Source organism: Sphingomonas sp. Leaf343 (assembly GCF_001423765.1).
Taxonomy (GTDB): Bacteria; Pseudomonadota; Alphaproteobacteria; order Sphingomonadales; family Sphingomonadaceae; genus Sphingomonas.
Map to the genome: position 1 here is coordinate 47,302 of NZ_LMPG01000015.1, position 13,165 is coordinate 60,466.

Annotated in this window: 12 protein-coding genes; 9 read left to right on the forward strand and 3 right to left on the reverse strand. The window is 68.3% G+C overall.

Annotated elements, in window-relative coordinates; all coding sequences use genetic code 11:
• Window positions 1–24 precede the first annotated feature (24 nt).
• The 5 genes from ASG07_RS14445 to ASG07_RS14465 all read left to right on the forward strand — a co-directional run bounded on the left by ASG07_RS14445 (window position 25) and on the right by ASG07_RS14465 (window position 6,191).
• Window positions 25–2,031, forward strand: coding sequence for a protein-disulfide reductase DsbD family protein (locus ASG07_RS14445; RefSeq protein ID WP_055848818.1), 2,007 nt, complete (start codon window positions 25–27; stop codon window positions 2,029–2,031).
• Between the two features lie 123 nt (window positions 2,032–2,154).
• Entirely contained in the window at window positions 2,155–3,660 is a 1,506-nt protein-coding gene (locus tag ASG07_RS14450) for a circularly permuted type 2 ATP-grasp protein (RefSeq protein WP_055848283.1), read from the forward strand.
• Window positions 3,660–4,595, forward strand: coding sequence for an alpha-E domain-containing protein (locus ASG07_RS14455; protein WP_055848286.1), 936 nt, complete (start codon window positions 3,660–3,662; stop codon window positions 4,593–4,595). The genes ASG07_RS14450 and ASG07_RS14455 overlap by 1 nt, the downstream gene beginning before the upstream one ends.
• A gap of 11 nt (window positions 4,596–4,606) precedes the next feature.
• Window positions 4,607–5,407 carry a transglutaminase family protein gene (locus tag ASG07_RS14460; protein ID WP_055848289.1) on the forward strand — a complete coding sequence of 267 codons (801 nt, stop codon included), beginning with the start codon at window positions 4,607–4,609 and terminating at the stop codon, window positions 5,405–5,407.
• 115 nt (window positions 5,408–5,522) lie between these two features.
• A complete protein-coding gene (locus ASG07_RS14465; RefSeq protein WP_055848293.1) occupies window positions 5,523–6,191 on the forward strand; it encodes an HPP family protein in 669 nt (222 codons plus the stop codon).
• Between the two features lie 36 nt (window positions 6,192–6,227).
• On the opposite strand, the gene ASG07_RS14470 is transcribed toward ASG07_RS14465, so the two are convergent.
• Window positions 6,228–7,013: an arginyltransferase gene (locus tag ASG07_RS14470; RefSeq protein ID WP_055848297.1), complete on the reverse strand. Its 786-nt coding sequence runs from the start codon at window positions 7,011–7,013 to the stop codon at window positions 6,228–6,230.
• A gap of 257 nt (window positions 7,014–7,270) precedes the next feature.
• Here ASG07_RS14470 and ASG07_RS14475 point away from each other — a divergent pair, with 257 nt between their 5' ends.
• A complete protein-coding gene (locus ASG07_RS14475) occupies window positions 7,271–7,516 on the forward strand; it encodes a hypothetical protein (RefSeq protein WP_055848302.1) in 246 nt (81 codons plus the stop codon).
• A 45-nt stretch (window positions 7,517–7,561) separates the two neighbouring features.
• On the opposite strand, the gene ASG07_RS14480 is transcribed toward ASG07_RS14475, so the two are convergent.
• The gene (locus tag ASG07_RS14480; RefSeq protein ID WP_055848305.1) at window positions 7,562–8,806 is read right to left on the reverse strand and encodes a threonine ammonia-lyase; all 1,245 of its coding nucleotides are present in this window, start codon (window positions 8,804–8,806) and stop codon (window positions 7,562–7,564) included.
• A gap of 55 nt (window positions 8,807–8,861) precedes the next feature.
• On the opposite strand from ASG07_RS14480, the gene ASG07_RS14485 reads away from it, so the two are divergent.
• The 3 genes from ASG07_RS14485 to ASG07_RS14495 are packed head-to-tail and all read left to right on the forward strand — an operon-like array spanning window position 8,862 to window position 12,273.
• Window positions 8,862–9,707 (forward strand): NAD(P)-dependent oxidoreductase, encoded by an 846-nt coding sequence (locus ASG07_RS14485; protein ID WP_055848823.1) that lies wholly within the window; start codon window positions 8,862–8,864, stop codon window positions 9,705–9,707.
• A 26-nt stretch (window positions 9,708–9,733) separates the two neighbouring features.
• Entirely contained in the window at window positions 9,734–11,341 is a 1,608-nt protein-coding gene (locus tag ASG07_RS14490; RefSeq protein WP_082474854.1) for an amidohydrolase, read from the forward strand.
• Entirely contained in the window at window positions 11,338–12,273 is a 936-nt protein-coding gene (locus ASG07_RS14495; RefSeq protein ID WP_055848826.1) for a glutaminase, read from the forward strand. The genes ASG07_RS14490 and ASG07_RS14495 overlap by 4 nt, the downstream gene beginning before the upstream one ends.
• 132 nt (window positions 12,274–12,405) lie before the next feature.
• On the opposite strand, the gene ctrA is transcribed toward ASG07_RS14495, so the two are convergent.
• Window positions 12,406–13,110, reverse strand: a complete 705-nt coding sequence (gene ctrA, locus ASG07_RS14500; RefSeq protein WP_055848830.1) for a response regulator transcription factor CtrA — start codon at window positions 13,108–13,110, stop codon at window positions 12,406–12,408.
• Between the last annotated feature and the right edge of the window lie 55 nt (window positions 13,111–13,165).

Sequence of the window (13,165 nt, forward strand, 5' to 3'; positions counted from 1 at the left end):
AATCGGCGCGAGAACGGAGTCGGCATGAACCGCGTGTTGGTCAGGATGATGACGGTCCTGATGCTGCTGATGCCGGTTTCGGTGTTGGCGCAGACGGAGAGGCATCTGCCGATGCGGCTGGTTGCGGAAAGCACGACGCCCGCCGCGGGATCGCGCGTGGCGCTGGCGATCGCGGCGACGCCGGCGAAGGGGTGGCACGGTTATTGGCAGAATCCGGGCGACGCGGGGTTCGCGACGCAGTTCGCGTGGAGCCTGCCCGCGGGCGTGAAGGCGGGCGCGGTGGCGTATCCGGTGCCGGGGCGGCTGACCGTCGCGGGGCTGATGAACTACGTCTACGAACGGCCGTTCGCGATGCTGACGACGCTCGACGTGCCAGCGGGGCTGGCGGCGGGAACGACGCTGCCGGTGCGGGTGAAGCTCGATTATCTGGTCTGCACGCTTAGTCTGTGCGTGCCGGAGCAGCAGGAACTGGCGACGACGCTGACGGTCGGTGACGGCGCGATCGAACCGGCGGCGCGGACGCAGTTCGACACATGGCGGCGGGCGCTGCCGCGACCGCTGGGATCGACGGCGATCTATCAGGTGGAGGCCGGGCGGCTGCGCCTGTCGGTGCCGTTGCCGGCGTCGGCGAGCGTCGAGGAGGCCTATTTCTATCCGGCTGCTAATGGATTTGTCGACATGGCCGCGCCGCAGGTGGCAACGCGCGACGGCGACCGGCTGGTGATCGAAACGAAGGCGGGGGCGAAGGCTCCGGTCGCAGCCATCGCGGGCGTGCTGGCAACCGGCGGCGGGCAGGGATTGCTGCTGTCGGCCAAACCGGGCGTAGTCAGCGCGGCTGCGACGGAAAGCGTCTGGATGACCGCAGCGCTGGCGTTCGCGGGCGCGGTGCTGGGCGGGCTGATCCTGAATGTCATGCCCTGCGTCTTCCCGATTCTGAGTCTGAAGGCGTTGAGCCTCGCGAAGGGCGGCGCGAGCGAGCGGCAGGCGCGGGGTGAGGCGCTGGCCTATACTGCGGGCGTCGTATTGGTGTGCCTCGCGCTGGGAGCGGGATTGCTGGCGTTGCGCGCGGCGGGGGCGCGGGTCGGCTGGGCGTTCCAGTTGCAGGACCCGCGGGTCATCGGTGTGCTGCTGCTGCTGGTGATGGGCATCGCCCTCAATCTGGCGGGGTTGTTCGAGCTGCCGACGCCGCGTTTCGCGGGCGAAAGCGGCGCGGCGGGCGCATTCGTCACGGGAGCGCTGGCGGCGTTCGTCGCGACGCCGTGCACGGGTCCATTCATGGGCGCGGCGCTCGGTGCGGCGCTGGTGCTGCCGACGATTGCCGCGCTGCTGGTGTTCGCGGGGCTGGGGCTGGGTATCGCGCTGCCGTTCCTTCTGCTCGGCATCGTGCCGGCATTGCGGCGGCGACTGCCGAAGCCGGGGATGTGGATGGAGCGGCTTCGGCGCGTGCTGTCGATCCCGATGTTCCTGACTGCGCTGGCGCTAGCGTGGATTTTGGGGCGGCAGGCAGGCGTCGATGGCATGACGATCGGGCTGGCCGCGACGCTGCTTGCAGGTGTCGGCCTGTGGTGGACGGGGCGGCGGCAGCATGCGGGGCGTGAGCGGGCATGGTGGCCGGCATGGCCTGCGCTGGTGCTGGCTATCGCGGCGGTGGTGCTGGTCCGCCCCGCGCCCGTGCAGGCGGTGGCCGCGGCCGATGCGGGAGAGCGGTTCAGCGAGGCGCGGCTGGCAACGCTCCGGGCGCAGAACAAGCCGGTCTTCGCCTATTTCACTGCCGACTGGTGCCTGACATGCAAGGTCAACGAGAAGACCGCGATCGAGACGGACGCGGTGCGCAACGCGTTCCGCAAGCGGGGCGTGACGGTGCTGGTCGGCGACTGGACGGACGGCGACCCGGCGCTCGGCCGCTTCATCGAAGCGCACAACCGCGCGGGGGTGCCGCTGTACCTGTGGTATGCGCCGGGCTCGGCTGAGCCGACCGTGATGCCGCAGGTGCTGACGACCGGTATCCTGACGGGCATGTCGGGCGGCTGACCTCATCGCTCCCGGCGAGGGCAGGGACGGCGGTCCTGACGTCTTTCTACGCGCCCCCTCTTGTGCAGTGCGGCGTTTCCCCGCAGCATGCAGGCTCAACCCGCGTCGGAGGCGTATCGGTATATGGCGAGGGCGTTCGACGAAATCCTGGGCGGCGAGGACGGACCGCCGACCCGTGACGAGCTGGCCGCGATTGCCCGCTGGATCGAGACGACCCCGCCCGAGGAACTGCGCCGTCGCCAACGCTCCGCGGAGGCGACCTTCCGGCAGCTCGGCATCACCTTCGCAGTGTACGGCGAGAGCGACGCGGCGGAGCGGATCATTCCGTTCGACATCGTGCCGCGCGTGTTCCTGCCCGACGAATGGACGCGCCTGTCCGAAGGGCTGATCCAGCGCACCGAGGCGATCAACGCGTTTCTGGACGATGTGTATGGGGAGCGCCGCATCCTGAAAGAGGGCGTGCTGCCGGAGGACCTCGTCCTCGGCAACCCGCAGTTTCGGCCGGAAATCGCGGGAATGCGCCCGCCGCACGGCATCTGGGCGCATATCTGCGGTATCGATCTCGTCCGCACCGGCCCCGACGAATTCTGGGTGCTGGAGGACAATGCCCGCACTCCGTCCGGCGTCAGCTATATGCTGGAAAACCGGGAGGCGATGCTGCGGCTGTGCCCGGAATTGTTCCGCAACTTCCGCGTCGCGGCCGTCGACAGCTATCCCGACCGGCTGCTGGAGACGATGAAGTCGGTCGCGCCGCGCGGAGTGGCCGCGCCGACCTGCGTCGTGCTGACGCCGGGTCATTATAATTCCGCCTATTACGAACACAGCTTCCTAGCGGATTCGATGGGGATCGAACTGGTCGAGGCGGCGGACCTCGTCGTCGACGACGATGTCGTGTGGATGCGGACAATCGCCGGACGTGTCCGGGTCGACGTGATCTATCGCCGGATCGACGACGATTTCCTCGACCCGCTCGTGTTTCGTCCGGACTCGGCGCTGGGCGTGCCGGGGCTGATCGCCGCCTACGCCGCGGGCAACGTCGCGATCATGAACGCGCCCGGCAACGGCATCGCCGACGACAAGGCGATCTATAGCTACATGCCCGAAATCGTCCGCTTCTATTCGGGGGCGGAGCCGAAGCTGCCGAACGTGGAGACGTGGCGCTGCCGCGAGCCGCAGGCGCTGCAATACGTTCTCGACAATCTGGAGAAGGTCGTCGTCAAGCTGGTCGACGGATCGGGCGGCTATGGCATGCTGGTCGGCCCGACCGCGTCGAAGGCGGAGGTCGAGGCGTTCCGCGCTGCGCTGATCGCGGAGCCGCATCGCTACATCGCGCAGCCGACGCTGGCGCTGTCGACGGTGCCGACGCTGGCCGACAGCGGCCTCGCGCCGCGCCATGTCGATTTCCGCCCCTTCGTGCTGACCGGCGCGAATATGGTGCAGGTGGTTCCCGGCGGCCTGACCCGCGTGGCGTTGAAGGAGGGATCGCTGGTCGTGAACTCCAGCCAGGGCGGCGGCACGAAAGACAGCTTCGTGCTGATGGACGACCCCGTGATCGCGCCGTCGCAGGACCTTGGCTTCGGCCAGACGCAGACGATGGGCGGCATGACCCAGTCCCAAGGGCCGCTCTGATGCTGAGCCGTACCGCATCGTCGCTCTATTGGCTGGGCCGCTATTTCGAGAGGACCGATTTCATCGCGCGACTGGTGGAGGCGACGGTCCGGCTCGACGTGCTGTCGCCGCGATCTGCCGGTCAGGCGGCATGGGCCTCGGCGCTGGCGGTGACCGAAACCGACGAGACGTTCGCCGAGCGCGGCGGAGAGGTTCGCCGGCGCGAGGTCGCGAAGTTCCTGACGGTCGACAACAGCCATCCCGGATCGATCGTCCGCTGCCTCGACATGGCGCGCAACAATGCGCGCGCGGTGCGGACCGCGCTGACCCGCGATGCGTGGGCGGCGATCAACCGGGCATGGCTGACGTTCGAGGCGAAGCCGGCAGCGGACGATCCCAATGCGGTCCTCGATCTGGTCGAGGCCGTGAAGAACGAGACGCGCGGGTTCGAGGGCGCGGTGCACCGGATGCTGCGCAATCAGACGACATGGTTCATCCGGCTGGGGCAGGCGGTGGAGCGCGCCGACAACACGGCGCGGCTGCTCGACGTGAAGTATCACATCCTGCTACCGGCGGGCGAGCGGATCGGCGGCGTCGTCGATCGCGACCAGTGGACGACGATCCTCCAGACCGTGTCGGCGGTGACGGCGTATCGCTGGCTCTATTCGGACGGCCTGACGCCCGGCAACGTCATCGACCTGCTGATCGCGCGTGCCGAACTGCCGCGCAGTCTGGCGGCGTCGGTGGAGGAGACGGTCGACGTGCTGGGCCTGCTGGCGCGGCGGACGGGCTTGCACGGCGAGGCGGACCGGATGGCGCGGGTGCGGGCGACGCGGATGGCGCGGACGCGGTCGGGCGAGGTGATCGCGGCGGGGCTGCACCAGTATCTTCAGGCCTTCATCCACGAGAACGCGCTGCTGCACGCCGCGATCGGGCGGCAGTTCACCTTCAGCTAGGATAGCGGGCCATGCGGCTGTCGATCGATCATCGCACGGTGTACCGGTTCACCGAACCCCAGGCGCGGCTGGTGCAGATGCTGCGCGTCAATCCGCAGAACTCGCACGACCAGACCGTCGCGAGCTGGCGGATCGACGTCGATCACGATGCGCGGATGCGGGAGGGGCATGACGGCTTCGGCAACGCGGTGACGATGCTTTATGTCGACGGCCCGGTGGAGGCGATCGAGATCGCCGTGCAGGGAGAGGTAGTGACAAGTCATTCGGACGGCGTCCTCCACGGCGTCCACGAACCGTTGCCGGCCGCGCTGTTCCGCCGCTCGACGCCCAAAACCGCCATCGACGATGCGCTGGCGGCGTTTGCACGCGACGCGGCTGCGGGCGACGATCCGCACCGCGCGCTTCACAGGCTGAACGCGGCCGTGAAGACGATGCTGGCCGTCGAGCGTGGTCGGGGCGCACCGGGCGTCACCGCCGCGGAAACGCTGGCCCGGCGCAGCGGCACCGCGCGCGATCTGGCCCATGTGTTCGTCGCGGGCGCGCGATCGCTCGGCATCCCCGCGCGCTACGTCAGCGGCTATCGCCTTGGCGGGGGGGGGCATCGGCTGGCGCCGCATGGGTGGGCGGAAGCCTGGTGTGAAGATATCGGGTGGATCGGGTTCGATCCGTGCACGGGCCTCAGCCCGGAGGATGGTTATGTCCGCGTCGCCATCGGGCTCGATTCGATCGGCGCCGCCCCGGTCGCGGGATCGCGGCTGGGCGAGGGCGAGGAGGAACTCGACGTCGACGTGACGGTGCTGCGCGAGGAGTAGCCGGCTTTCCTGCGCGTCGATCCCGAAACGCCGCATCGGACCGACTCCGGACCATCTCTCAGGCCGACGGTCGCCCCGGATGGCGTGATACACGAAGTTTTTCAGCAGGACGTCCATGTCTCCTATCTTCCGGCCGATCCTGGCCGGCGCTCAATTCCGCGACCGGCTGACCGGCTGCATCGGCGCGGGGATCGGTATTGCGTTGACGATGGTGGTCTGTGCCGGCCTGCCGCCGCTCGGGGCAGACCTGCCGATCATCGTCGCGCCGCTCGGCGCATCGGCGGTGCTGGTCTTCGCGGTGCCGAGCAGTCCGTTGGCGCAACCCTGGCCGGTGGTCGGCGGCAACATCATCTCGACCCTGATCGGCGTGGCGATGTTCCAGCTCGTGCCCGATGTCACGGCGGCAGCGGGACTGGCGGTGGGTGGCGCGATCCTCGTCATGTCGTTGCTGCGTTGCCTGCATCCGCCCGGTGGCGCGGCGGCGCTGACCGCGGTGATCGGCAGCCAGGGCATCCACGCCGCCGGCTACGGCTTCGCGTTCATGCCGGTGGGGATCAACTCGATCGCCCTGGTGTCGCTCGCGATGTTCTATCACCGGGCGACCGCGCGCTCCTATCCGCACCAGCCGGCCGCCGCGCCCGCCACGGTCGCGGCGGCGGGCTTCCGGCCGGAGGATATCGACGCGGCGCTGGCCGACATGCACGAAAGCTTCGATATCAGCCGCGACGATCTCGATGCCCTGCTGGCCAGGGCGGAGCTTCACGCGCAGGCCCGCCGGCGCTGATCGGAACGCCGGTTACGACGCCGATTCCGGTGTCGATTACGACAGGGCGTGCAACGGGTTTGGCAGTGGCGCCATCGGCATCGGTTCGTCGCCGGTCATCCGTCGCCAGCCGGCCGGGCCGAGCACCTCGATCGGACGGAAGCGGACCTTGTACGCCATGCGCGCCGAACCCTTCACCCAATAGCCGAGATAGACATAGGGCAGGCCAGCGTCGCGGGCGCGCATGATGTGGTCCATGATGATGAAATTGCCCAGCCCGGGGCGATCGTCCGCGTCGGCGGCGAAGAAGCTGTAGATCATCGACAGCCCGTCCGCCTGTCGATCGGTGAGACACGCACCGACCAGCCGTCCGCGCCGCCCGTCCTTCGCCGGCTCGCGATATTCGACGATCAGCGAATTGACCGGCGAATGTTCGATCATGTCGGCATAATCGTCCTCGTCCATGCCCGCCATGCCCCCGACCGGATGACGGGCCGACAGATAGCGGCGCAGCAGCTGGAACTGCTCGTCCGTCGCCCAGGCGCGGCAGGCGGTGACCTCCAGATCGGCATGCTGGCGCAGCAGCTTGCGCTGGCTGGCATTGGGCACGAACTCGCCCGTGACGACGCGGACGGATACGCAGGCGGTGCAGCCGGCGCAGGACGGGCGATAGGCCACCCCTTGCGACCGCCGGAAGCCGATCCGGCCCAGCGCGTCGTTCAGTTCCGCCGCATGCGGGCCGGTCAGCTCCGTGAACACCTTCCGCTCCTGCCGGCCCGGAAGATACGGGCAGGGCGACGGGCTGGTGACGAAGAAGCGCGGGAAACGGAATGGCGCGGTCACCGCCGACGGACCCCCTACATAAACTGGCTGTTGAAATCTGGCCGTGAAAATCAGGAGCGCCCTCTATGGATCGACGCCGCTCGCCTGAAAAGCGGGTTTACCATCAATGAGGGTAAACGCAGCAATGAGGGCAAACGCAGCGCCCGGTCGCCCGATGACGATCGAACGCCCGGAAAATTAATTTCACCCGTCAAGTCGTCGGCGTGATAGGCGGCAGTCTCGCACTTTTGCGTATCCCGATTTCACTGGAGAAATTTATGCGTCTTACGTCCATGTCGGCGGCTGTCGCCGCCATGTCGCTGGTTGCGGCTCCGGCTCTTGCGGCTTCGGCCAACCCGGCCGCCTCGCTGTCGGTCGCCAAGTCGGTTCGTGCGTCGTCCACGTCGGCCAAGTCGAACAAGCTGGCCGGTGGCGGTCTGATCGCTGCCGTGATCGCAGCGGGCATCGTCGCGATCGGCGTCGTCGCGATCGTCAAGGACGGTGAGGATTCGGACAGCAACTGATTGTCCGGGAAGCGGGCGGCAGCGCCGCCCGCTTCTCACCGGATGTCAGGCGAGTTCGACCTGCGCCGTCTCGTAGCCCGCGGCCTGTAGCGCCAGCACCAGACGATCGAGGTGGGCGCGATCACGCGCCTCGCACTCGATATCGGTGACGAGGCCCTTGGCCGGCAGCGTCGTGAAGACGCGTTGATGATAGACCTCGATGATGTTGATCCGCTCCTGATCGAAGATCCGGGCGACGTTGAACAGCGCGCCGGGCTGATCCTGAAGTCGGATGCGCAGGCGCGCCAGCCGGCCCGAACGGGCCAGATCGCGCAGCAACACGTTCGCGAGCAGCCGGGTATCGATATTGCCACCGCACAGGACGACGCCGACGGTCTTGCCGCGGAACCGCTCCGGATGCTCGATCAGCGCGGCAAGGCCGGCTGCACCCGCCCCTTCGACCACCGTCTTCTCGATCTGCAACAACAGGCTGACGGCCTTTTCCAGACTGCGCTCGGAAACGAGGACGATGTCGTCGACCAGTTCGCGGACCATCGCCGACGTGATGCCGCCCGGCTCCTTGACCGCGATCCCTTCCGCCAGCGTGTCACCGGCGCAGGGCATGTCGGTGCCCCGGATGCGGTTGTACATGGACGGGTACAGCTCGGCCTCGACGCCGATCACCTCGATCGTGCGCCCTGCGGCACGTGCCACGGTCGCCATACCGGAAATCAGGCCGCCGCCACCGATCGGCGTCACGAACGTATCGATCGCCGGCACGTCCTCCAGCATCTCGATCGCGACGGTGCCCTGCCCGGCAATGACGCGTGGGTCGTCGAACGGGTGGACGAAAGTGTATCCGCGCTCCGCCTCCAGCACGCGGGCATGGGCGTAGGCGGCGTCGAACGTCTCCCCCTCCAGCACGACGGTCGCGCCGTGGCCTTCGGTCTGGACGACCTTTACCGTCGGAGTCGTGGTGGGCATCACGATCGTCGCGGGAACGCCGAGACGGTTCGCATGATAGGCAAGGCCCTGCGCATGATTGCCGGCGGACGCCGCGATGACGCCCTTGTTCCGCGCCGCTTCAGACAGTTGCAGAAGCGTGTTGAGCGCGCCGCGTTCCTTGTACGCGGCGGTAAACTGGAGGTTTTCGAACTTCAGATACACCGTCGCGCCGGTCATCTCGCTCAGCGTCCGGCTAATCAGCGTCGGGGTCCGGACGATCGAGGCGCGGATGCGGTCGTGCGCCGTCCGGACGTCGTCGATGGACACGGGCAGGACGGGCTGCGGCGGGTTGATCTGCGTTGCCATTGACGGGCGTTAGACCGTCTGGCGCGGTGGGGGAACACCGCTTATGCGCGGACGCATGGCAAGACTGGCATTCATCGGCACAGGCGTCATGGGCGCGCCCATGGCAGGACATCTGGCGAAGGCCGGGCACGACGTCGTCGTCTTCAACCGGACCCGCGCCAAGGCGGAGGCGACCGGGCTTGAGGTGGCGGACACGCCCGCCGCCGCTGCCGAGGGCGCGGATGCGGTGTTCACGTGCGTGGGCAACGACGACGATCTGCACGCGGTGACGCTCGGGCCGGATGGCGCGTTCGCGGCGATGCGCGACGGCGCGCTGTTCGTGGATCACACGACCGTGTCTGCGGACATCGCCAGACGACTGGCGGCGGAGACGCGGTTGCTGGTCGTGGATGCGCCGGTGTCGGGCGGACAGGCCGGGGCGGAGAAGGGTGCACTGGCGATCATGTGCGGCGGCACCGCCGAGGCCGTCGCGGCGGCCGGACCGTTCATGCAGGCCTATGCCGCGCGCATCGTGCATGTCGGCGAGGCCGGCGCGGGTCAGCAGACCAAGATGTGCAACCAGATCGCGATCGCGGGCGTGATCCAGGGCGTGGCGGAATCGCTGCGGTTCGCGCAAGCCAGCGGGCTGGACACGGCCAAGGTGCTGGAGGCGATCTCCGGTGGCGCGGCGCAGAGCTGGCAGATGGTCAATCGCTGGCCGACGATGGCGGAGGAACGGTTCGACTTCGGCTTCGCGGTCGACTGGATGCGCAAGGATCTGGGGCTTGCGCTGGCGGAGGCGCGGAGCAATGGCGCGGTGCTGCCGGTCACGGCGCTGGTCGATCAATTCTACGCCGACGTGCAGGCGATGGGCGGCGGGCGCGACGATACGAGCTCGCTGATCCGGAGGCTGCCAAAGTGAGGCGGCTGTTCTTCGCCGCGCTGTTGATGCCGACGCCCGCTTTCGCGGATGCGCTGGTCGACAACGTCGCGGGCGTGACGCTGGACGCGGATGGCAAGGTCGTGCGCTTCACCGGGCTGTTGATGACCCGCGACGGCATCGTGACGAAGCTGTTGTCGGCGAAGGACAAGCGGCCCGACAGGCTGGACTGGCGCGCGGACATGAAGGGGCGGGTGCTGATGCCCGGCTTCATCGACGCGCATGGGCACGTCATGGAACTCGGTTTCCGCAAGATCGAGCTGGATCTGGCGGAGACGAAGACGCTGGCGGACGCGCTGGAGCGGATCAGGGCCTATGCCGCGGCCAATCCGGACCGGCGCTGGATCGTCGGGGGCGGCTGGAATCAGGAGACCTGGGGGCTGGGTCGCTTTCCGACCGCGGCGGAGCTGGATTCGGCGGTGGGCGATCGGCCGGTCGTGCTGTCACGCGGCGACGGCCATGCGATCTGGGTCAGCACCGCAGCGATGCGGGAGGCGGGGGTCACCGCCAGAACCGTCTCCCCGCCGGGCGGGCGGATCGAGAAAACGGGCGCGCAGCCCTCGGGCGTGTTCGTGGATATGGCGCAGGCACTGGTCCAGAAGGTCGTGCCCGCGCCGCTGCCCAAGGAGCGGGATTCCGCGTTCCTGAAGGCGCAGGTGGCGCTGCTGTCGCTCGGCGTCACGGCGACCGCCGACATGGGGACCAGCGTCGACGACTGGCTGACGTATCGGCGGATGGGCGATCGCGGCGGCTTGCGGGTGCGGATCGTCAGCTATGGGGCGGGGATCGACGATACGATCCGGATCGGCGGCACCGGGCCGACGCCGTGGCTGTACGGCGACCGGCTGAAGCTGGCGGGGGTGAAGCTGTATAGCGACGGCGCGCTGGGATCGCGGGGCGCGTGGCTGAAGGCGCCCTATGCGGATGCGCCGAAGGAGCGGGGGCTGGCGTTCAACACGGACACCTCGCTGCGCAACCTGATGAGCCGGGCGGCGATGGACGGGTACCAGATCGCGGTGCACGCGATCGGCGACGCCGCGAACGCGCAGGCGCTGGGCGCGATCGAGGAGCTGGCGGAGACGTACAAGGGCGACCGGCGCTGGCGGATCGAACATGCGCAGGTGGTCGACCCGGCCGACCTGCCGCGCTTCGGCCGGAACAGCATCGTCGCATCGATGCAGCCGGTCCACCAGACCGGCGACCGGACGATGGCGGAGGCGCGGCTGGGGCCGGCGCGGCTGACGGGGGCCTATGCGTGGGCGACGATGCTGAGGAACGGCGCGACGCTGGCGTTCGGATCGGACTATCCGGTCGAAAGCCCCGATCCGTTCGCGGGCTGGGCGGCGGCGTTCACGCGGACCGGGGCGGACGGGCAGCCGTTCGGAGGATGGCAGCCGCAGGAGGCGGTGACGCGCGAACAGGCATGGGCGGCGTTCACGATCGGCGCGTCGAGGGCGGGCTTCGCCGAGAAGCAGTTCGGCAGTTTGCAACCGGGCCAGCGCGCCGACTTCATCATCGTCGACCGCGATCCCATCCAGGCGGGCGCGACCGAACTGCGCCAGACCAAGGTCGAGGAGACGTGGGTCGGAGGCGAAAAGGTGTGGGAGCGGAAATAGATCTCTCTCGCATCGTCGCCGACATCGCCGAGGAGATGAAGGCGGCGCCCGACCGGGGCACGCCCGCCGCCTATATCCCGCCGCTGGCGAAGGTCGATCCGGCGAAGTTCGGGATGGCGGTGATCGAGGCGGACGGAACCTGCCATCTGACGGGCGACGCGGAGGAGACGTTCTCGATCCAGTCGATCAGCAAGGTCTTCGCATTGACGCTGGCGCTGGGGCATGTCGGCGACCAGTTGTGGACGCGCGTCGGGCGGGAGCCGTCGGGGAGCGCGTTCAATTCCATCGTGCAGCTGGAGTTCGAACACGGCATCCCGCGCAACCCGTTCATCAACGCCGGCGCGATCGTGGTCGCCGATATCCTGCTGGGCCGGAACGAGCCGCGCGAGGCGATCGGGGAGATGCTGCGCTTCGTCCGGACGCTGGCGGGGGAGGACGAGATCGTCATCGACCGCGAGGTGGCGGATGCGGAGGCGGCGAGCGGATACCGGAACGTGGCGCTGGCCAGCTATATGCGGTCGTTCGGCAACATCCATCACGATGTCGGGCGCACGCTGGGCGTTTACTTCCATGCCTGCGCGCTGGCGATGAGTTGCCGGCAACTGGCGCTGGCGGGCCGGTATCTGATGGCGGACGGGATGCTGCCGTCGACGGGGCGGCGGATCGTGTCGGCGCAGCGGGCGCGGCGGATCAACGCGCTGATGCTGACGTGCGGGCATTACGACGGATCGGGCGAGTTCGCGTTCCGGGTCGGGTTGCCGGGCAAGTCCGGGGTCGGCGGCGGCATCCTGGCGGTGGTGCCGGGGCGGGCGAGCATCGCGGTGTGGTCGCCCGGGCTGAACGAGCGGGGCAATTCGCAGCTCGGGACGCTGGCGCTGGAGCGGCTGGTGCAGCGGACCGGGTGGTCGGTGTTCGAGCCGGCGCGGGGGTAGAACGGAACTCCACCGACGCGGTCATGCCGGCCTTGTCCCGGGATGACGGGGATCGAGCCGACGACGACGACGACAAAAGGCCGTGGCGCCCCCCGGTGCCACGGCCTTCGTTTTTCCCCGAGAGAGGAAGGGTTACGCCACCTGGGCGGTTTCGCCGAGTTCGTCGGGTTCGCGCAGCACGTAGCCGCGGCCCCAGACCGTCTCGATATAATTCTCGCCGTCGCATGCGAGGCTGAGCTTCTTGCGCAGCTTGCAGATGAAGACGTCGATGATCTTGAGTTCGGGTTCGTCCATGCCGCCATAGAGATGGTTCAGGAACATCTCCTTGGTCAGCGTGGTGCCCTTGCGGAGCGACAACAGCTCCAGCATCGCATATTCCTTGCCGGTCAGGTGCACGCGGGCACCGTCGACCTCGACCGTCTTGGCGTCGAGGTTGACCGCCAGCTTGCCGGTGCGGATGACCGACTGCGAATGGCCCTTCGACCGGCGGACGACGGCGTGGATGCGCGCCACCAGTTCCTCGCGGTGGAACGGCTTGGTCACGTAGTCGTCCGCGCCGAAGCCGAAGCTGCGGACTTTCGAATCCATCTCGTTGACGCCCGACAGGATCAGCACCGGCGTCGTCACGCGCGCCACGCGCAGCTTCTTCAGCACGTCGTAACCGTGCATGTCCGGCAGATTAAGGTCGAGCAGGATGATATCGTAGTCGTAGAGTTTGCCGAGATCCAAGCCTTCCTCACCGAGATCGGTGGTGTAGACGTTGAAGCCCTCGGTCGTCAGCATGAGCTCGATCGCCTTGGCGGTCGTCGGCTCGTCCTCGATCAGCAGCACGCGCATCAGGCAGTTCCCCACTTGGCGTGGCCGCTTTTTTCCCGAAGCGACCGACCCGGAT